13 protein-coding genes, 1 other RNA gene and 6 pseudogenes are annotated in these 19457 nt (G+C 63.5%); 10 read left to right on the top strand and 10 right to left on the bottom strand.

Annotated features, from left to right (window positions below):
- Nucleotides 1–9 precede the first annotated feature (9 nt).
- Nucleotides 10–1936: pseudogene (locus tag CUR85_RS09510) on the bottom strand (extracellular solute-binding protein).
- A gap of 265 nt (nt 1937–2201) precedes the next feature.
- Here CUR85_RS09510 and CUR85_RS09505 point away from each other — a divergent pair.
- Nucleotides 2202–3455: a GAF domain-containing sensor histidine kinase gene (locus tag CUR85_RS09505; protein WP_067268645.1), complete on the top strand. Its 1254-nt coding sequence runs from the start codon at nt 2202–2204 to the stop codon at nt 3453–3455.
- A gap of 41 nt (nt 3456–3496) precedes the next feature.
- Here CUR85_RS09505 and CUR85_RS09500 read toward each other — a convergent pair whose 3' ends face one another.
- Nucleotides 3497–4318, bottom strand: coding sequence for an alpha/beta fold hydrolase (locus tag CUR85_RS09500; protein WP_067268600.1), 822 nt, complete (start codon nt 4316–4318; stop codon nt 3497–3499).
- A gap of 125 nt (nt 4319–4443) precedes the next feature.
- A pseudogene (locus tag CUR85_RS09495) lies at nt 4444–4943 on the bottom strand (c-type cytochrome).
- A 154-nt stretch (nt 4944–5097) separates the two neighbouring features.
- On the opposite strand from CUR85_RS09495, the pseudogene CUR85_RS09490 reads away from it, so the two are divergent.
- Nucleotides 5098–5954: pseudogene (locus CUR85_RS09490) on the top strand (prephenate dehydratase).
- Between the two features lie 16 nt (nt 5955–5970).
- Here CUR85_RS09490 and CUR85_RS09485 read toward each other — a convergent pair.
- Together CUR85_RS09485 and nudC are read right to left on the bottom strand one after the other, a co-directional pair.
- Nucleotides 5971–6444 carry an SRPBCC family protein gene (locus CUR85_RS09485; protein ID WP_067268594.1) on the bottom strand — a complete coding sequence of 158 codons (474 nt, stop codon included), beginning with the start codon at nt 6442–6444 and terminating at the stop codon, nt 5971–5973.
- Between the two features lie 72 nt (nt 6445–6516).
- Nucleotides 6517–7484, bottom strand: a pseudogene (gene nudC / locus CUR85_RS09480) (NAD(+) diphosphatase).
- A gap of 165 nt (nt 7485–7649) precedes the next feature.
- Between nudC and CUR85_RS09475 the strand changes: the two are divergent.
- A complete protein-coding gene (locus CUR85_RS09475) occupies nt 7650–9455 on the top strand; it encodes a 5'-nucleotidase C-terminal domain-containing protein (protein ID WP_280322613.1) in 1806 nt (601 codons plus the stop codon).
- Between the two features lie 75 nt (nt 9456–9530).
- An RNA gene (ffs, locus tag CUR85_RS09470) (signal recognition particle sRNA small type) lies at nt 9531–9628 on the top strand.
- A 252-nt stretch (nt 9629–9880) separates the two neighbouring features.
- On the opposite strand, the gene ypfJ is transcribed toward ffs, so the two are convergent.
- Nucleotides 9881–10714, bottom strand: coding sequence for a KPN_02809 family neutral zinc metallopeptidase (gene ypfJ / locus CUR85_RS09465; RefSeq protein WP_067268586.1), 834 nt, complete (start codon nt 10712–10714; stop codon nt 9881–9883).
- A 63-nt stretch (nt 10715–10777) separates the two neighbouring features.
- Between ypfJ and CUR85_RS09460 the strand changes: the two genes are divergently transcribed.
- The 5 genes and pseudogenes from CUR85_RS09460 to recR all read left to right on the top strand — a co-directional run bounded on the left by CUR85_RS09460 (nt 10778) and on the right by recR (nt 14026).
- Nucleotides 10778–11140, top strand: a complete 363-nt coding sequence (locus CUR85_RS09460; protein WP_067268578.1) for a YidH family protein — start codon at nt 10778–10780, stop codon at nt 11138–11140.
- Between the two features lie 77 nt (nt 11141–11217).
- Nucleotides 11218–12594 carry a DNA polymerase III subunit gamma/tau gene (locus CUR85_RS09455; RefSeq protein WP_280322612.1) on the top strand — a complete coding sequence of 459 codons (1377 nt, stop codon included), beginning with the start codon at nt 11218–11220 and terminating at the stop codon, nt 12592–12594.
- Nucleotides 12513–12983: pseudogene (locus CUR85_RS09450) on the top strand (DNA polymerase III subunit gamma/tau); the annotation flags it as partial. The gene CUR85_RS09455 and the pseudogene CUR85_RS09450, both read left to right, overlap by 82 nt.
- A 50-nt stretch (nt 12984–13033) precedes the next feature.
- Complete coding sequence (locus CUR85_RS09445) at nt 13034–13378, top strand: YbaB/EbfC family nucleoid-associated protein (RefSeq protein ID WP_007118099.1); 345 nt, start codon at nt 13034–13036, stop codon at nt 13376–13378.
- Nucleotides 13379–13432: 54 nt separating this feature from the next.
- Nucleotides 13433–14026 (top strand): recombination mediator RecR, encoded by a 594-nt coding sequence (gene recR / locus CUR85_RS09440; protein ID WP_067268574.1) that lies wholly within the window; start codon nt 13433–13435, stop codon nt 14024–14026.
- Between the two features lie 75 nt (nt 14027–14101).
- On the opposite strand, the gene CUR85_RS09435 is transcribed toward recR, so the two are convergent.
- The 3 genes from CUR85_RS09435 to CUR85_RS09425 form a co-directional block, all read right to left on the bottom strand.
- A complete protein-coding gene (locus tag CUR85_RS09435; protein ID WP_067268573.1) occupies nt 14102–15280 on the bottom strand; it encodes a type III PLP-dependent enzyme in 1179 nt (392 codons plus the stop codon).
- Between the two features lie 186 nt (nt 15281–15466).
- On the bottom strand, nt 15467–16303 hold the full coding sequence (locus tag CUR85_RS09430) for an endonuclease/exonuclease/phosphatase family protein (protein ID WP_280322610.1): 837 nt from the start codon (nt 16301–16303) through the stop codon (nt 15467–15469).
- A 403-nt stretch (nt 16304–16706) separates the two neighbouring features.
- Entirely contained in the window at nt 16707–17486 is a 780-nt protein-coding gene (locus tag CUR85_RS09425; protein WP_067268570.1) for a DUF1013 domain-containing protein, read from the bottom strand.
- Nucleotides 17487–17609: 123 nt separating this feature from the next.
- On the opposite strand from CUR85_RS09425, the gene CUR85_RS09420 reads away from it, so the two are divergent.
- Nucleotides 17610–18254, top strand: a complete 645-nt coding sequence (locus tag CUR85_RS09420; RefSeq protein WP_067268568.1) for a ribonuclease T2 family protein — start codon at nt 17610–17612, stop codon at nt 18252–18254.
- A gap of 162 nt (nt 18255–18416) precedes the next feature.
- On the opposite strand, the pseudogene CUR85_RS09415 reads toward CUR85_RS09420, so the two are convergent.
- Nucleotides 18417–19426, bottom strand: a pseudogene (locus CUR85_RS09415) (NAD(P)H-quinone oxidoreductase).
- Between the last annotated feature and the right edge of the window lie 31 nt (nt 19427–19457).

The following is a 19457-nucleotide window of genomic DNA, read 5'->3' as shown; positions in this document are numbered from 1 at the left end:
TTGGTCGCCTTACCGTAAGGCGCCCGAGGCGCGCAACTGCTGGGCGGCCTCTTCGTCGTACCACCAGAAATCGAGGTATCCCAAAGCATAGGGCGGGATCTCGGGTGGTCGTATTGGTCGTAATAGGCCACCCAGTAGCTGTCGTTGTACCACGTCGGGATCATGAAGAACTCGTGCCGCAGCGCCCGGTCGAGGGCCATGAGGGCGGCGTCTTCCTCTTCAGCCGTTTCGGCATCGAGCGATGCCTCGATGATCGCGTCCACCAAGGGGCTAGCGAGGCCTGCCGGGTTGAAGAGTGAAAACTCCGCCGCCTCCGAGCCATAGCGCTGTGCCAGACCGGTGCCGGTGCCGAGGAAGGCCGCATAGGCGTCATAGATCATGTCGTAGTCGCGGTCGCGCTCGCGGGCGGTGTATTGCGAACTGTCCACCTTCTCGAGCCGCGCGTCGATGCCGATGGACGTGAGGTTGCCGACGAAGTTCTCGATCACTGCCGAGATCGTCGGCGACCCGGCGGAATTCATCAGGAAGTTCAGCCGCAAGGGCTCGCCCGCCTCGTTGACGCGCATGCCGTTCTGCACGGTCCAGCCCGCCTCTTCCAGCAGCTTGGAGGCGCGGCGCGCGTTGCGGCGGTCCAACAGGCGCGCGGGGTCGGAGCTATGCGGCACCACGGCGGGCTCGGTCAGCAACGCGTCCGGCACCAGATCGCCGAGGCTCTCCAGAAGCGCCAGCTCGGCCCCCTCGGGCGTGCCCTGCGCCATCAGCGGCGTGTCCTGCGTGAAGGAGGCGCGGTGGTTGAACAGCCCGTATTGCAGCGACTCGTTGGTCCATTCAAAGTTGAACATCAGCGCCACGGCCTCGCGCACGCGGCGGTCCTGCAGCGTCTCGCGACCAAGGTTGAAGATGATGCCCGAGGGCGTGGGCGGCGAGCCGTCGGGCAGTTCGGCCTTCACGATGGCACCGTCGCTCACCTTGGAGAAGTCATAGCCCGTGGCCCATTTCTTGGAATCCCCCTCGGCGCGGAAGGTGTATTCGCCGGCCTTGAAGGCCTCGAAAGCCGAGGTGTCGTCGCTGAAGATTTCCAACCGGATACGGTCGAAGTTCATGCGGCCACGGTTGATCGGCAGGTCCTTACCCCAGTAGTCCGGGTTACGTTTCAGCACGATGCGCTTGGTCAGATCGACGCTTTCGACCATATAGGCGCCCGATCCGGGGGTGGGTCCATCCAGCTGTCTTTGAGGGTATTGCCGGTCTCTTCGAACCAATGTTTCGGCCATGCGGGCACGCCGCCCACCGTCTCGATCAGGCTGCGGCGCGAGATGCCGTCGGCGAAGTAGAACTTCACCGTGTGATCATCCAGCGCCTCAACCTTCGGGATGCGCTTGCGCACCGCGTCGGCGTAGGACTTCAGCCCCTCGTCCAGCAGCAGGTTGTGCGAAAACACGATATCATGCGCCGTTACCGGCGTGCCGTCCGAGAAGCGCGCCTCGGGACGCATGTGGAAGGTGACCCAGGATTTGTCCTCGGGGTATTCGAGGCTCTCGCAGAGCAGGCAGTAGCTCTCGCCATAGACATCCGCCGGCAGCGGCTCGCCCGAAGGGGCCTCGCCCAGCAGGCTCTCAAAGCCGAAGATCGAGAACAGATGCGCGCGGCCCTTGCCGGAATAGGGGTTCATCGAATCCAGCGTGCCGACGAAGGGGATCGAGATCTCCCCGCCCTTGGGCGCATCGGGGTTCACATAGTCGAAATGCTTGAAATCTTCCGGATAGGTCAGATCGCCGTAAAAGGAATAACCGTGGCTTTTGATGATCTTCTGCTCCTGCGCCGCGGCGGCACCGGCCAGCAGGGCCGCCACCATCAGCGTCAGCGTCGCGAGCCAGAGCGGCAGGTCATCAATGACCGAAGGACGGGTCGCGGCGCGGGTCTGGGCACGGGGCATAGGTCACTCCTTGGCGTGGCGTAGTCCGGATAGGCGTCATCTAGGCTAACGCTGTGCGACGCCAAGATACAAGTTGCGAATATGTAAGGTTGCCCCGCACGGGCGGTCCACCGCAAAACAGGCCCCGTGGATTGGCGGTTTCCCCCGCCCCGCTCGCGACAAAGTGTAGCCCGCTGCCCCTGTATCTTCGCGGCCCAGCCCGTTTCTCGCCCTAAAGTTAACAGATTCTTCACTCAGGTTAACGATGCGTAAACTGGAGCTGAGCATGAGAACCTACCCGATTCCCTTTAACGAAGAAGCCCGTCTGCGCGCCGTTTTCGATGTGCCCGGCCTCACCGCCGAGAACGAAGCACTGTTCGACACCATTTGCGAGGCCACGCGCCGCCTGCTTGACTGTCCGATCGCACATATCAGTGTCGTGGAGGCAGATACCCAGTGGTACAAATCCGTGGTCGGCTACCCGCTGGGGCCGATGCCGAAAGATACCGGGTTTTGCAGCCATACAATCATGTCCGACGCGCCGCTGGTGGTACCAGACCTCAGCAAAGACCCCCGGTTCGCACGACACCCCATGGTCGCCGAGGGCGGCCCCGAGGCGCGCTATTACTGCGGTGTGCCGCTGATCCTGTCGTCGGGCCACCGCTTCGGCAGCCTGTGCGCGCTGGACCTGCAACCGCATGAAGCGCCCTCTGAGAAGCAGATCGCCCTATTGGAAGATATGGGCCGCATGGTAGTCGCGGCCCTTGAACGCTCCCAGCCGGACGCGTCCGGGCAGGAGGCCGACAACAGCGCCGAAGCCACTTTCCTGACGCTGGTGGGCCACGAACTCCGCACCCCGCTGACGGTTCTTTTCGGCAGTCTGCGCATGTTGGAGGCCAAAGCCGAACAGGGGGTCAATCCGCTGCTGATCCGCTCGGCCCGTCGGTCTGTCGACCATCTGAGCGCCCTGATCGAGACGATCATTTCCTACAGCAATGTCAGCACCGGCGAGCTGCGCCTGAACGAGCGGAAATGCAACCTGAGCGACCTTCTGCAATCGGTCTCCGCCCTGCATTTCGCCACCACGGATGCGACGGCCAAAACCATCACGCTGCGCGACAGTCTCCCGCTCGAAGAAATGCACATCGACGGCGACCAGATCGAATTGGCGGTCACGGCACTTGTGTTGAACTCCGTCCTGCATGGCGGCAGCGAGATCGCCTTGGAGACGTTCAAGGACGCCGAGGGCAATATCGAGATTTCGATCATCGACAACGGCTCATTCGACGGTCACGTCGATCTGGCCGAGCTTTACAAACCCTTTGTCGTCGGCGGCATGATGGAGCACCGCAGCACGAAGGGCGGGCTCGGCCTTGGGCTGCCGCTGACCCGTAAGCTGATCGAAATGCACGGTGGGGATTTCGAGGTGCATGTGGAAGCGGGCCAAAGCCGCGCCGTCATCCGCCTGCCCGCTTGGCGCTGCGACATCGGCGGGATCGCCGCCGCGAATGCCACCGCCCCGGTGATCGCCGCTCAGTAAAGTCGAAACGGGGCGCGCGCTATGTTGCGCCCCGCGTCCAATCACTGCCCGTCGACCGTACGGATCAGCGCGTTGATCTCATCCGCCAGCACGCCGGGGTGATCCTCCGGCGTGAAGTGTTTGCCCCCTTCGATCCGGCGCAGAGGCGCATTCAGGTCTTTCGCCAATCGCTCGCCATATTCGATCTTCTGGAAGTCATCCGCAGCGCCCCAGACGATCCGCGCGGGGATGTTAAGCGTGGGCAGCTTGTCCGCGATGGCTTTCGTGTCTTCCACGTCCAGCGACTGCGCCTGCCGGACAAAGGCTTCGGCCTCTCCGTGCTGCGCGTAATGCGGCGCGTGGGCGTCAAAGGCCGCCTCGGCGGCAGCGTCGGTCTCATGCCCTTTCGAGAACATCATCTTCAGCAACTGGTGGAATGAGCCATCGGGCGCATGTTTCGCCACGCCGCCGGTCTTGGCCACCGCGCTGACCAGCGGAACGGGCCACGAATCATAGCTGATTGCATTGGTCAAAAGCAGCCCGCTGACCATCTCAGGGTGACGCACCGCCGCAATCTGCGCGACCCCGCCGCCGAGGTCATGCGCCGCGAGGATCGCGCGGGTAATGCCCTGATCGCGCATCCAAGCGACCAGATAATCCGCCTGTTTGGCGACCGAGATATCGCGGCCCTCGCCCTGCGGGATTGAGGCCCCATAGCCCGGCATCTCCCAAGCGAGCACCCGACGGCCCGTAATCTTGGGCGCGACATCCCGCCAAAGCGCGGGACAGGTGGGAATGCCGTGAAGCAGGATCACGGGATCCCCCGCCCCCGTCTCTTCCCACCGCATTTCGATTCCATCGACCGTGGTTTTGTGGCTTTGCATGGCGCGTCTCCTTTCGGTGTGGACGTTTCATGGCCCAACACCTGCACGGATAAGACGTTCCACCCCGCCCAAACGCAAAAGCCGCCCCCGAGGGGCGGCTTTCTCTCATGCGATGGCGCGGGGTATCAGTTGGAAACGCTTTGCAGGTAAGCGATCACGTCGGCGCGATCTTCGACCTTACGCAGACCGGCGAAGCCCATGGTGGTGCCGGGCGCGTAGCCTTTGGGCTTTCCAAGAAAGCGCTCAGCTCTTCCGGGGTCCAATCCCCTTCGAGCGAGGTCAGCGCGCCGGAATAGCCAAAACCATCAACCGCCGCGATGTCACGGCCAACGACACCGTCAAGGTGCGGACCAACGGCGTTGGTGCCGTCAACCTTGTGGCAAGCGGCGCATTTGCGGAACACTTTCGACCCGCTGTCGGCATCGGCTTCGGCCATCACGGCTGCAAAATCGATCTCTTCGCCGCCATCGTCACCACCGGCGTCGGCCACTTCGATGACATAGGACGCTTCCCCATGTGCATCGGCGTGGTAAATCTCTTCACCCGCCCATTTGCCCAGCAGAAGTACCAACCAGGCGCCGAATACGCCGGCTGCGATTTTGGTCAGGGTCATTGTATCGAACATGCGTCAGGGTCCATCACTTGGTATTGGCACCATGGGCGGGCCATGGTTCTTGGCATCGTTGCCCGCGTATCTATTGCTTTCCCTTGGCGCAGGCAAGGTGTAGTTACCGCGACCAATTGCCCTTCTCCGCTCCTTTTGCAGCAGGATACGATCCATGACCGCCCAGACCACGCCGCGCATCGCCTTCCAAGGGGCCCTTGGCGCCTATAGTCACGAGGCCTGCCTTCAGGCCTGCCCCGACATGGAACCGGTGCCCTGCCAATCGTTCGAAGGCGTGATCCGGGCCGTGAACGAGGGCCGCGCCGAACTGGCCATGCTGCCGGTCGAGAATACGACCTATGGCCGGGTGGCCGACATTCACCGCCTGCTACCGGAAAGCGGGCTGCATATCATCGGCGAAGCCTTCGTGCGGGTGCGCATCGCCCTGATGGCCCGCCCCGGCGTGGCATTGGAAGACATCAAACATGTCCGCGCGCATCTGGTGCTTTTGCCGCAGGCACGCAGCTTTTTGCAGCAACATGGCATCACCTCTGAACCCGCCGCCGATTCCGCCGGGGCCGCCGCCGAACTGGCCGCGACCGAGGGCAGCGCCGATGGCGTGCTGGCAGGCGAGGTCGCGGCAGAGATCAACGGCCTCACCGTGTTGGCCCGCGACATCGAGGATATGGACCATAACACCACCCGCTTTCTGCTGATGGCGCCCAAGATCGACCTTTCGCGCCGGGCCGAGCGGATGCTGACCACCTTCGTCTTCGAGGTGCGCAACATTCCCGCTGCGCTTTACAAGGCGATGGGGGCTTTGCGACCAATGGCGTCAACATGACCAAACTGGAAAGCTATATGGTCGGCGGCTCCTTCACCGCGACGCAGTTCTACGCCGATATCGAAGGCCATCCCGAAGACCCGGCGGTGAAACGCGCGCTGGATGAACTGGGGTATTTCACCAACAAGCTGGAAATTCTCGGCGCCTACCCCGCCCATCCTGGCCGGGGCGCGCCGACCGGGATGTGAGGCGGGGCGCGCAGGCTCAGACCTTGACGCCGCTGGCGTAGCGTTCTTCCATCCCGCGGGCATATTCCGCCACGCGGTCTTTGTATTTCTGGGTCAGCGTGGTCTTGGCCAGTTTGAGCGATTGCACCCAAAGCCGCGCCGACAGGGTCAGCGGCTTGACCTCAAGCGCCACCAAGACACGCGTGCTGTTGCGCGACAGGGGCATCAATTCAAAGGACATCTGCCCCGCCAACCCCTGCGACATGCTGTCGATCACCATCTCGTTGGGCCGGTCGAAGGTCACCATCTCTAGCGTCAACTCGCGCCGCTTTCCGCGCAGGGGAAAGACCGCCTTCCATGTCATCCCGACGCCGGGCTGATGCAGGGCATCGGCGCGCTGCACCTCGGCCCCGCGCCGCATCGCTGCCCGCTCAAAGCTCTCAAAATCGCACAACATGTCAAAGACCGCCTCAATCGGCGCTTCGACGTCTTCTTTGGTGGAGAATTTCATTCGGTCCGTTCCAATTCTTCTGCTCGCATTTGCCACCCGCGCCGCTTTGTCCGGGCCCGTCAGCGCGGTGTGTCAGGTCAGTCTATCCGCAAGCCAGTTTTCCAGCAAGAAATGCGCGATGGCACCGCGGCGGGCGGGCAGAAGCCGCGGATGGCTTCCGGCAAAGGCCTCCATCATCTCTTCGCGGGTAACCCAAAGCGCGTCTTCGATCTCAACCGGGTCGATGGTCAACTCCCGGCTCAGCGCCTGTCCCGCACAGCCCAGCATGAGGGACGCCGGAAAGGGCCATGGCTGGCTGGAGAGGTAGCTCACCGCGCCGACCTGCACGCCCGCCTCCTCAAAAACCTCGCGCCGCACGGCGGCCTCTACCGTCTCACCCGGCTCGACAAAGCCCGCCAGCAGGGAATACATCCCCTCGGGCCAACCGGGGGAGCGGCCCATGAGGACCGAGTTGCCGTGGGTGATCAGCATGATGACCACCGGATCGGTGCGCGGGAAATGGGCGCCGCCGCAATCGGGGCAGACCCGTTGCCAGCCACCCTGCGCCAGATCGGTGGCGCCGCCGCAGCGCGCGCAATGGCGGTGGGTCTCGTGCCAGCCGAGGATCGCCTTGCCGCTGGCCGCCAGTTCGGCACCGCGCGGATCAAGCCATGTCATTACCCGCCGCAATTCGGCAAAGGCCATGTCATCGCCCAAAAGCGGATGGCGCTGTTCGCTGGGTCAAGGAACGCGCCCAGTTGCGATTGATCCAGATCGGCGGGTTCCCAGCTCGAGATATCCACGGCAAAGCGCGGCGCCCCATCCTCACGCCCCAGCAAGATCGCCGTGCCTTCGGCCTCTTGCAAGACGGGGTGATCCATCGCCAATCGCGCCAAAGCGGCGGGGCGTTCGGGCGCGATCAGCGGCTTACCGCGCCAAAAGACCACCGCCCGGGCCGCCGGGTCGGCGCGCAACTGCGCCAAGGCTTCCGGATTGCCGCGTATCTCCCCCGCCCGATCAAGGGCCGAGCCTCCAAAGGTTACCGTCTCCGCGTGACGCATGGCGCTCTCCCGATACAGGCCCGATACAGGCTTTTGGCGTTTTGCCCAGCCATGCCACGGCGCATGCGAGATTGGCAATCCCAAGCCCCCTTGCCAGATCGGTTGAAATCTGGTCATATCAAAACATCTTTAAGTTGCAAAATTTAACGAGTACTTACCTTTTCGGTGAACAGGCGCAGCACATATGCCTCGACCGGTGTCGTTCCCCCTGAGGGTGGCATCCCGGCCGAGGCACGTCTGCGCATACTGGCCACGACGGATCTGCATATGCAGATCGTGGGGCATGACTATGTGGGCGACCGTTCGGTGGGCCATCACGGTCTGGCCGGAATTGCCACCTTGATCCGCACCGCCCGGGCAGAGGCGGCGGAACAGGGGGCCGCCTGTATCCTGCTCGACAATGGCGATTTGTTGCAGGGCAATGCCTTGGGCGACCAACTGGCGCAGATGCCGGTCACCCATACGCATCCGCTCGTCGCCTGTGTGAACCATCTGCATTATGACGGTCTGGGATTGGGCAATCACGACCTTGACCATGGGCTGCCCTATCTGCGCGCCGTGGCCGGGGCGCTGGACATGCCGCTGATCTCGACCAATCTGCATTTGACCGAACCCGGCCCGCTGCGCCGTTGGGCCGTCGTCTCGTGTCTGCTGCCTGCCGTTGCGGGGCATCCCTCTTCCCGGCTGCGGGTGGGCCTGGTTTCCGTCCTGCCGGGCCGAACCGCGATCTGGAACCGCGAGGTTTTGGAGAATGAGGCCGAGATCATCTGCCCGCTCGAAAGCCTGCGCAGCGCCGCACTGACGTTGCGGGCAGAGGGCGCCGATCTGACCGTGCTGCTGGCCCATATGGGTATCGCCCATGAAGGTGAAATTACCACCGAAGAAGACATCTGCACTTTGGCCAAGATCGACGGGATCGACGCGGTGATCACCGGCCACACCCATCTTCGTTTTCCCGGAGAGGACCACGGCCCGCGCGAGGGGGTCGACACGCAGGCCGGCACGCTGTCCGGCCGTCCGGCGGCGATGCCGGGCTTTGGCGGGTCCGATTTGGCGGTGCTGGATCTGGCCCTTGAACGGGATGCGCAGGGGCGCTGGACGGTCTCGGGCCATCAAAGCCACCTGCGCGACAACAGCACAAAAACGCTGGCCGATCCCACGGTGCTGAGCGCGGCCCGGGTGAGCCACATTGGCGTGCGCAGGCATCTGGAGGAGGTGGTCGGCCATACCGACATCGCGCTGCACAACTACTTTGCGCTCGCCATGCCCACCCCCATCGACGCGCTGAGCGCCCGCGCGCAGGCCGAGGTGATCCGCCAAGGGGTCGCAGGCACGGCGGATAGCAAGCTCCCGATCCTCGCCGCCACGGCGGCACATACGGCAGGCGGGCGCGGCGGGCCGGGGCATTTCCTGCATATCCCGCCGGGCGCGGTGCAACGCCGCCATATCGCCGGGCTGCTTCCCTATCAAAACGCGGTCTGGGCGTTGCGCCTCACCGGTGCCGACCTGCGGCGCCGTTTGGAAAAAGCGGCAGAGGTGTTTGCCCCGCTCGGCAGCACCCCGGGCCCGCTACTCGACCCCTGCCGCCCGCCGTTCCACTGCGACACGATTTTTGGCGTCACCTATGCCATCGACCCCTGCCGCCCCCGCGGCAGACGGATCACTGCGCTGTCATGGCAAGGGGCACCGGTGAGGCCGGACCAGAAGTTTCTACTCGCGACCAACCAGTTCCGCGCGGCGGGCGGCGGCGGGTTTGACCGCGCGGCGAAGGATGACGTAGCTCTGCGCAGCCCGCTTTCGCTGTCCGACGCGCTGATTGCCGCTCTCGCTACGCTGCAGGCGTGTCCATGGGCCGACGCGCCGCCGTGGCGCTTCGATGCGGCGGGGCGCAGGCGGTTCTCTATACCTCGCCCGAGGCCCTGCCCTTCTTGCAAGACATCGCCCATCTGTCGCCCACCCCGCGAGGGATGACCGCCTCGGGCTTCGCCCAAATCACGATCCGCTTGTGAGGCTTGCACTTCGCTCCATGCCCTCCTATATGGGCCTTGAGAGGTTGGTGCGGGCAAGCGCCTCGCCAACCCGGTCAGATCCGGAAGGAAGCAGCCGTAACGAGCCCCGCTTGGGTCGTTATCAGCCTCTCACCACCGTTGCATTGCGCAGCAATGCAACGCCCCGACAGTCGCTTCGCAGAAGCGATGAGAGGGGTAGCAGACATTTTTGAATTATACCGACATTCTGGGATGCGCCCGCCCGTGGGCACCACGGGCATCGCCCTCCCTCCCCCCGGAGGGCGATTTTGCAGCGCTTCAAATGATTACACTGTAAGCGTTTGCAGGACCGAACCGGCAGCCAGACCCGGAGCATCGCCCCCCAGGGAGGGCGCTGCCCTTTGCGTCTTATAGCCGATCCGCCTCAAACGTATCACAAGCCGCGATCTGACCACTCTCAAATCCCCGCTCAAACCACCGCGCGCGCTGCTCTGACGTACCATGGGTGAAAGTATGCGGCTGCGGCACCTGACCGGCCTGCCGCTGCAAATGATCATCCCCGATCATCCGCGCCGCATTGAGCGCTTCCTGAAGGTCGCCCTTATCCATCAGCCCTTCGACATTCGAGGCCCAAATCCCCGAAAAACAATCGGCCATCAGTTCAAGCCGTACGGTCAGGGCATTCGCCTCAACCTCGGAAGACTGCTGCCGCATCCGGGCGACCTGCGGCAGAACGCCGATCTCGTTCTGGACATGGTGCGCGACCTCATGGGCAATCACATAGGCCGCCGCGAAATCGCCCCCGGCACCAAGACGCTGGTCCAACGTGCGGAAAAACGCGGTGTCGAGATAGGCCATATTGTCCGCCGGGCAGTAAAACGGTCCCGTCGCGCCCGAAGCCCCGCCGCAGGCGCTTTGGGTCACATTCTCAAAAACCACAAGCTTGGGCGGCGTATAGGTTTCACCCAATTGCTCTTGAAAAATCCGGCTCCAGACCTGTTCGGTCGTAGTCAGCACGCGGGCGGCGAAATCGACCTGCGGATCCTCGCTGTCGCTTAGCGGGCGGGACTGCTGGACCTGACCGCCGCCCTGGCCGGTCAACAGCGGCGTCACATCGATCCCGGTGAAATAGCCAATCGCCATGACTGCCAGAACGCCGACCAATCCAAGACCCCCGGCCTTGCCGGCCCGTCCGCTGCGGCGGATGACATTCTTGCTCCGCCCAATTCCACCCAACCGCATGAACCGTCCCTCGTTATGTCAAAGCCTATTGCCACATGAACGCGCAAGGCGCAGTTTGGTTCAATGAGTGATAAGAATGACCTGGCCGAAGACCGCACCGACTGGGCCGAGGATCGCACGATCCTTGCCAATGAACGCACCTTTGCGGGCTGGATGCGCACCGGCATGGCCGCCGTCGCCGTGGCCATCGGTCTGCGCGCCGTTTTCGGTGAGTTCGAGCCGACATGGGTGGCGAAAGCCGTGGCCTCGGTCTTCATTTTAGCCGCGCTTTACGTCTATTGGGCCGCGCAAGCCTCGGCGGCGAAAACCCAAAAGCGGCTGAGCGACCATCACGCCCATGCCCAGCCCAACAGCCGCATGAAGGTTCTGGCGGCGATCCTCGCCTTCGCCTCAGCCGGGGTCGGGGCGATCCTTTGGATGCTCTGAGCCTTCCGCAAGCACGGTAGACGCCACGGCGCGGAGCGCATAGTTTACGGCCTTGACCGAATCCGACTTGGGGCACCATGACAGATACATCCGCCTACCGCGTTCTGGCCCGCAAATACCGGCCCGAAACCTTTGCCGATCTCGTTGGCCAAGACGCCATGGTGCGCACGCTGAAAAATGCTTTTGCCGCCGACCGGATCGCGCAGGCCTTTGTGATGACCGGCATCCGCGGCACCGGCAAGACGACGACGGCGCGGATCATCGCCAAGGGGATGAACTGCATCGGGCCGGACGGCAACGGCGGGCCGACGACCGATCCCTGCGGCGTTTGCGAACATTGCACCGCCATCATGGAAGGCCGCCATGTCGACGTGATGGAGATGGACGCGGCCTCGAACACCGGCGTCGCCAACATCCGCGAGATCATCGATTCGGTGCATTATCGCGCCGCCTCGGCCCGGTACAAAGTCTATATCATCGACGAAGTGCACATGCTCTCGACCGGCGCCTTCAACGCGCTCCTCAAGACGCTGGAAGAGCCGCCGGAACACGTCAAATTCATCTTCGCCACCACCGAGATCCGCAAGGTGCCGGTGACGGTGCTGTCGCGCTGTCAACGGTTCGACCTGCGCCGGATTGAGCCAGAGGTGATGATCGCGCTCCTGCGCAAGATCGCCACCGCCGAGAGTGCCGAAATCACCGATGACGCGCTGGCGCTGATCACCCGCGCCGCCGAAGGCTCGGCCCGCGATGCCACCTCGCTCTTGGATCAGGCAATCAGCCACGGCGCGGGCGAGACCGGGGCCGAACAGGTGCGCGCCATGCTGGGGCTGGCCGACCGTGGCCGGGTGCTGGACCTCTTTGACATGGTGCTGCGCGGCGATGCAGGTGCCGCGCTGACCGAACTTTCGGCGCAATATGCCGATGGGGCCGACCCGATGGCGGTGCTGCGCGATCTGGCCGAGATCACCCATTGGGTCTCGGTCGTGAAGATCACGCCCGATGCCGCCGAAGACCCCACCATCGCGCCTGAGGAACGCGCCCGCGGCCAGCAGATGGCCGAGACCCTGCCGATGCGGGTGCTGACGCGGCTCTGGCAGATGCTGCTGAAGGCGCTGGACGAGGTCGCAGCCGCGCCCAACGCGATGATGGCCGCTGAAATGGCCGTGATCCGCCTCACCCATGTGGCCGATCTGCCCTCGCCCGAGGAACTGGTGCGCAAGCTGCAAAACAGCAGCCCGCCCCCGCCCCCGGCCCCGTTGGCGGTGGCGGCAGCGGCGGTGGCAATGGGGCGGCACAGGGCAGCACCGGCGCGCAGGCCGTGCAACAGGCGCAGCAGCGCATGGCGTCCAACCCCGGCCCGCAGGGGCAGACCACAGCACTGGCGCAAGACCTCAACGCTGCGCTGGCCCGCTTTCCGACATTCGAACATGTCGTCGAGTTGGTCCGCGTGAACCGCGACGTGAAGCTGCTGGTAGAGGTCGAGACCTGCGTGCAACTCGCCGCCTACCAGCCCGGCCGCATCGAGTTTGTCCCCACCGACGACGCGCCGCGCGATCTGGCGCAGCGGCTGGGACAGAAACTGCAACTCTGGACCGGCAACCGCTGGGCCGTCTCACTGGTGAACGAGGGCGGGGCCGAGACCATCGCGCAGGTCCGCGATGCGCGTGAACTGGCGCTGAAGAAACAGGCCGAGGACCACCCGATGATGCAGGCGGTGCTGGCGCAGTTTCCCAAGGCCCGGATCACCGCGATCCGCACCCCCGAAGACATCGCCGCCGCCGCTACGGCAGAGGCGCTGCCCGAAGTCGAAGACGAATGGGATCCGTTCGAGGACGGTTGATCCCCGGCCCCCGCGCCACATATAAACGACAACGCAACAAGGAGACCCAGATGCTCAAGGGATTAGGCGGCCTCGGCGATATGGCCGGGATGATGAAAAAAGCGCAGGAAATGCAGGGCAAGATGGCCGAACTGCAAGAGGAGATGCACAACATCACCGTCGAAGGTGAATCCGGTGCGGGCCTCGTCAAAGCGACCTGTAGCGCCAAGGGTGAGTTGAAGGGGCTGGATATCGACCCGTCGATCTTCAACAAAGACGAAAAGGAAGTGGTCGAAGACCTGATCCTCGCCGCCATCAAAGATGCGCAGAGCAAAGCCTCGGAACGCGCACAGGCCGAGATGAGCAAGCTGACCGAAGGCATGGGCCTTCCCGCGGGCATGAAACTGCCCTTCTGATCCCGGTGGGGCGGGCCGGTCCCGCCCCTCTTTCAACGCCCATAGGTGCCATTCTTGAGCTCTACCCGCGATATTGACGCCCTGATCGAGCTGATGGCGAAACTGCCCGGCCTTGGCCCCCGCTCGGCCCGGCGCGCGGTGCTGCACTTGATCCGCAAACGGGCGCTTTTGCTGACGCCCCTGTCCGACTTGATGCAGACCGTCGCCGCCACGGCACGCGAATGTCTGAACTGCGGCAACGTCGGCACCGCCGACATCTGCGACATCTGCACCTCGGAAAAACGCGCGAACGGAGAGCTTTGCGTGGTCGAAGACGTGGCCGACCTCTGGGCGATGGAACGCTCTGGCGTGTTCAAAGGGCGCTATCATGTGCTGGGCGGCACGCTCTCGGCGCTCGACGCCATTGGCCCGCAGGAATTGCGCATCCCGCGCCTTGTGGACCGGATTGATACCGAAGGGGTGACAGAGGTGATCCTCGCACTCAACGCCACGATCGATGGGCAGACCACGGCACATTACATCGCGGATCAATTGGAAGACCGCGTGCGGCTGACGTCGCTCGCCCAAGGCGTGCCGATCGGCGGGGAGTTGGACTACCTCGACGACGGGACGATCACCGCCGCGATGCAGGCCCGCAAGTCTCTTTAACCCCCAGAATCAAAGCGGGCCGCCCGCTCCTCCCAAAGCAGACGGCCCTTTTCCGGGGCGACGCAGATCGTGCTGTCAGAGCACGATCACATCAAGCGGCGGAAATCCGTTAAACCCAACCGAACTGTACGAGCTTGTGTAGGCTCCGCAAGCACGAATCATCACTTTATCGCCATCGCGCAGAGCCAAAGGTAGGTGGATCGGGCGTTTTTCGTAGAGAATATCCGCCGAATCGCAGGACGGACCGGCCAGAACGCAGGGTCCGGTCTCTTCCCCGTCATGCGGTGTGACGATCTGATAGCGAATCGCTTCGCCCTCAGTTTCGGCCAGACCCGAGAAACGACCGATATCCAGATAGACCCAGCGGTGCAGATCATCCGCGGATTTGCGGCTGACCAGCATGACTTCGGCAGCGATATGCCCGGCTTCGGCCACCAGACCACGGCCCGGCTCCGCCATCACCTGCGGGACATCGCCAAAGCGGGCTTTGACCGCGCGCATCACAGCGGCAGCATAAGCGCGGGGCGCTTCGATGCTTTCGCCGTAAAAGGCCGGGAAGCCGCCGCCGAGGTTCAGCAGTTGCAGGTCATGGCCATCCGCACGGGCGGCGTGCCACAGTGGCGCCACCTGATCCAGCACCGGGTTCCAAAACTCTGCCTTGCGGGTTTGCGAGCCGACGTGGAACGACAGGCCGAAGGGCACGAGGCCCACCGCAACCGCGTGGTTCAGCAGCGCTGGCAGCGCCGAACCGGCACAGCCGAATTTCCGGCTGAGCGGCCAGTCGGCCATGGAGTTTTCGACGATCAACCGCAGATAGACCCGCGCGCCCGGCGCATGGGCGGCGATCTTGTCCAGCTCGGCTTCGCTGTCGGCTGCGAACAGGGTCACCCCCGCCGAATGGGCGAAAGCGATGTCAGAGGCGCGTTTGATGGTGTTGCCGAAAGAGATATTCCCGGGCTTCGCCCCTTGGCTCAGGCACAGCTCGATCTCGGCCCGCGAGGCCGCGTCGAAGCCGGAGCCTTTCTTAACCAGCAGACGAATGATCTCCGGCGCCGGGTTCGCCTTCACCGCGTAGTGGATATGCGCCGCGCCCAAGCCCTTGTGCAGCGCGTCATATTGCGCGGCCACACGGTCACGGCTGATCACCAGTGTCGGCTTGTCAAAGCTGTTGGCGGCGATATAGGCCGCAGCCGGGTCGGCGTGAAAGGACGGTGCGGCGCGCAGGGCGCCGGGGACTGTAGCATTCATGGTCATCTCCAAAGAGCAGGTGGGGCTGGTTCCCCGCGTGTCGTTTCAAGAGACGTTACCGTCGCTACATAAACGCGGGTCAGTCAGAGTGGGAACTGACCGGCCAGAGGCGCGTGCGTTGGCGTCTGTAACGCGCCACATACGCCGTTTTTGGATTCGTACAAGGGGTAAAATTGCCCCTAGGGCAAATTGTTAGTTTTCCTCGTCTTCCCAATCGCTGCCGATGGGGTCGCGGTCTCTTTTCCGTTCTTCTTTGATCATATTCTTGGCCTCCCGCTCTTCTTCGGGGTCGGTTTCTTCGGGGTCGCTCTCGGCGGCTTCGGTCTCGGCCATGGCGAGGACGAACCACATCGGGAAGTGGTCCGACCCGATCTTGTCCAAGCGGTCCATCTCTAGCAGACGAAACTGCGGATCGTGGAAAAGGTGGTCCAAAGGCCAGCGCATCCAAGGCATCGTCGCGCTGAATGTGTTGTACATGCCGCGCCCCACCCGCGGGTCCAAAAGGCCCGAGAGCCGCTGAAAGCGCCGGGTCGTGGTCGACCAAGCCACATCGTTCAGATCCCCCGAGACCACGGCGGGCAGCGGGTCCTTCTCAGCCTCGATACCGACCAAGGCGATCTCGCTGTCGCGCCCTTTGGTGTCATGTTCGATCACGGGCGGTTCGGGGTGGACGACGTAGAGGCGGAAATCCTCCCCCACCGGCAGGTGCACACGGGCGCGGATGGAGGGCACCTCTTCCGTGACCAACTCGCGCACCTCGACCTCCGACAGCGGCAGTTTCGACATGAGGCAAAGCCCATAGCCATTGTCGAGCGGCACGTCGACGCGATGCTCGTAGTTCTTGCCCAGACCGTCATCCAGTGCGTCGATCCAAGCCTGATCCACCTCGATCGCCATGAAGATATCTGGCACCCGCGCCTCGGCCAGTGCAATCAGCTTGCCATAGTCACGGTTGGACATTTTGACATTGGCGGCCAGCAGGCTGAAATGCCGGTCCGTCGCGCGGCGCAACTCGGGCGAGGCCGCCAAAGATTGCTTGCGCCACAGCGGGGTAAACTTGGTGATGTAAAGTGCGTGAAGCGCTGCGACCCCAGCATCAACGCGATCCCGGCCATGCCCGAGGGTGTCATCACCCCCTGCGACAGGGCGAACCCGATTGCCAGCAACAGTGCCAAGCCGAGGAATTGTTCCCGAGGAAAGGCCAGCCCGCGGATCGCCCCGAAGGGCAATTTGCTCAGCGGCAGCAGGCTGCCCAGTATCAGCACCCCCGCCAGTCCCCAGATCACCAAGTCCAATGCCGTTTCCAAATCCATCCCCCGGCGCGCCGCGCCTTTTTTACAAAGCAAAACAGGGCGCCGGAAAACCCGACGCCCTGTCATTCTAACACATCTTTACGGCGAAAGTTCCTTTCGCCACACCGCCTTGAGGGGGCTTAGCCCTTGGCTTTGTCTTCGTCCTCATCGTCTTCATCGGTGCTGTCGGGCAGCGAGAAGAAGCTGTCGGCGTCGGAGTAATCGCCCTTGGTGTGGCTCTCTTCTTCCTCGTCATCCGTGCTGTTGCCGGAGAGGGTGAAGGTTTCCAGCCCTTCGATGGCCGTGGGGATTTTCGGCTCGCTCTCCATGCCGAGGCTCTGCTCGGTCGAGACGAGTTTGCGGCGCTCATCGTCGTTCATCACCTCGCCCGCGGCAGCCTTTTTCGCGGCAGCTTTTTGCACGGCGGCATCAAGCTCGGACTGTTTGCACAGGCCCAGTGCGACCGGGTCGATCGGTTGGATGTTGGCGATGTTCCAGTGCGTGCGCTCGCGAATCGCTTGGATCGTCGGCTTGGTGGTGCCCACCAGTTTGCTGACCTGACCGTCGGACAGTTCGGGGTGGAACTTGACCAGCCACAGGATCGACGCCGGGCGGTCCTGACGTTTGCTGAGCGGGGTGTAGCGCGGGCCGCGGCGTTTCTCTTCGCCTTCGGCGGCGGCGTTGAACTTGAGCTTCAGCTTGTGCAGCGGGTTGTCCTGCGCCGCGTCGATCTCTTCCTGCGTCAGCTGGTTGTTGGCAACCGGATCAAACCCCTTCACCCCCTGCGCCACGTCGCCATCGGCGATGCCCTGCACTTCCAACTCATGCATGCCGACGAAATCGGCGATCTGCTTGAAGCTGATGGTGGTGTTGTCCACGAGCCAGACGGCGGTGGCTTTGGCCATAATCGGTTTTGCCATGTCACTCTCCTAAAAACGCAATTTTCCCGTCGCCTGAAAGGCTGTCCTGCTTGGCAGAACGGTCTCCATTGTCGGGGAAGTTGGCGGCTGTATACTGGCTTAAACGTCATAAGGGAAGACCCAATGCGGCCACTGCGCGCCTGTCTGCTGATCCTCGGGCTGATCGCCCCCACCGCCACGCTGGCCGAAGGGGAGCGTTCGGGCGAATTCGACTACTACGTCATGTCCCTGTCATGGTCGCCCAATTGGTGCGAATTGACCGGCGACGCGCGGCAATCTCCGCAATGCGACGCCGCGAAAGACCACGGTTGGACCCTGCATGGCCTCTGGCCCCAGTTCACACGGGGATACCCGTCCTATTGCCAAAGTGGCCGTCGCCCGCCCAGCCGTGCCCAGACCGGGGCGATGGCCGATATCATGGGCACCGGTGGCTTGGCATGGCACCAGTGGAAGAAACACGGGTCTTGCAGCGGGTTGGACCCGGCGGATTATTTCGCCCTCTCGCGGGAGGCCTACGCCCGCATCAAGCGCCCCGAGGTCTTTCGCAAGCTCGACCGTACCGTGTCCCTCCCCGCCGCGGTGGTGGAAGAGGCCTTCCTCAAAGCGAACCCGGACCTGACCGCGCGGGGGATCACCATCACCTGCAAGCAAGGGCACATCCAAGAGGCGCGCATCTGCCTGTCCCGCGACCTTGAGTTCATCCCCTGCGGACCGGACGTTCGGCGGGACTGCACGCTTGATAACGCGCTGTTCACCCCTCTGCGCTAGACCCATCCGAGCCGATAGTCTGGCGAAAGCGGGAGAGGCGTAATTTCCTCCCCCGCATTCAATGCCTTTCGGCTCTCTCTCCAACACGGGTGGTCAGCGTCCCGGCCACCCGTGCCTTCAGTAAACGAATTACTGGTTAACAATTCGTTACTGTCTCAAGTTTTACTGATCTTCTTCACCCTGCAGTTCACCGCCCACCTTCAGGACGATCTTGCCGATATGGCCGCTGGCTTCCATCCGGCGGTGCGCGTCATTCGCCTCGGACAGATCATAGGTGCTGTCCATCACCGGCGCGACGCGGCCCTGCTCCAACAGGGGCCAGACATTCTGCAAAAGCTCCTCTGCAATCCGGGCCTTGGCCAGATCGCTCTGCGGGCGCAGGGTTGATCCGGTCATGGTCAGGCGGCGGGTCATCAGCGTGACAAAGTTCACCTCTTGCTTGGCCCCTTGCAGAAACGCGATTTGCACCAGCCTGCCGTCCTCGGCCAAGGCCTTGAGGTTGCGGTTGATATAGCTGCCGCCCACCATGTCGAGGATCACATCCGCGCCGCCCTCGGCCTGCACAACATCGACGAAATCCGTGTCCCGGTAGTTGATCGCCACCTCGGCCCCCAGCTTCATACAGGCCGCGCATTTGCTATCGGTGCCCGCGGTCACGAAGACCCGCGCGCCCAAAATGCGCGCCAGTTGAATCGCCGTGGTGCCGATCCCGGAAGAGCCGCCGTGGATCAGCACTTTCTCCCCGGCCTTCAGCCCACCGCGCATGAAAAGGTTCGACCAGACGGTAAAGAAGGTCTCAGGCAGGCAAGCGGCATCTTTCAGCCCCATGCCTTCGGGAATGGGCAGGCAATGCGCCGCGGGGGTGGCGACATATTCGGCATAGCCGCCGCCGGGCAGCAGGGCGCAGACCAGATCGCCCGGGGCCAGTGTCGTTACCCCGGCCCGACTTCGACCACCTCGCCCGAGGCCTCCAACCCCGGCAGATCGCTGGCGGTGGCAGGCGGCGCGTAGCGGCCCGCGCGTTGCAGCGCATCGGGGCGGTTCACCCCGGCATAGGCGACCTTGATGATGACCTGACCGTGTTTCGGCTGGGGCCGCGGGCGGGTGGTGCCTTGCAGAACGTCCGGACCGCCGGGTTCGGTGATTTCGATTGCACGCATGGTCTCTGTCATGTCTGAAGTATCCTCGGGTCTGGTTTCGCCG

It is taken from the genome of Sulfitobacter faviae, from assembly GCF_029870955.1.
In the GTDB taxonomy this organism is placed as follows: domain Bacteria; phylum Pseudomonadota; class Alphaproteobacteria; order Rhodobacterales; family Rhodobacteraceae; genus Sulfitobacter; species Sulfitobacter faviae.
This window is presented reverse-complemented; position numbering and strand designations above follow the sequence as displayed.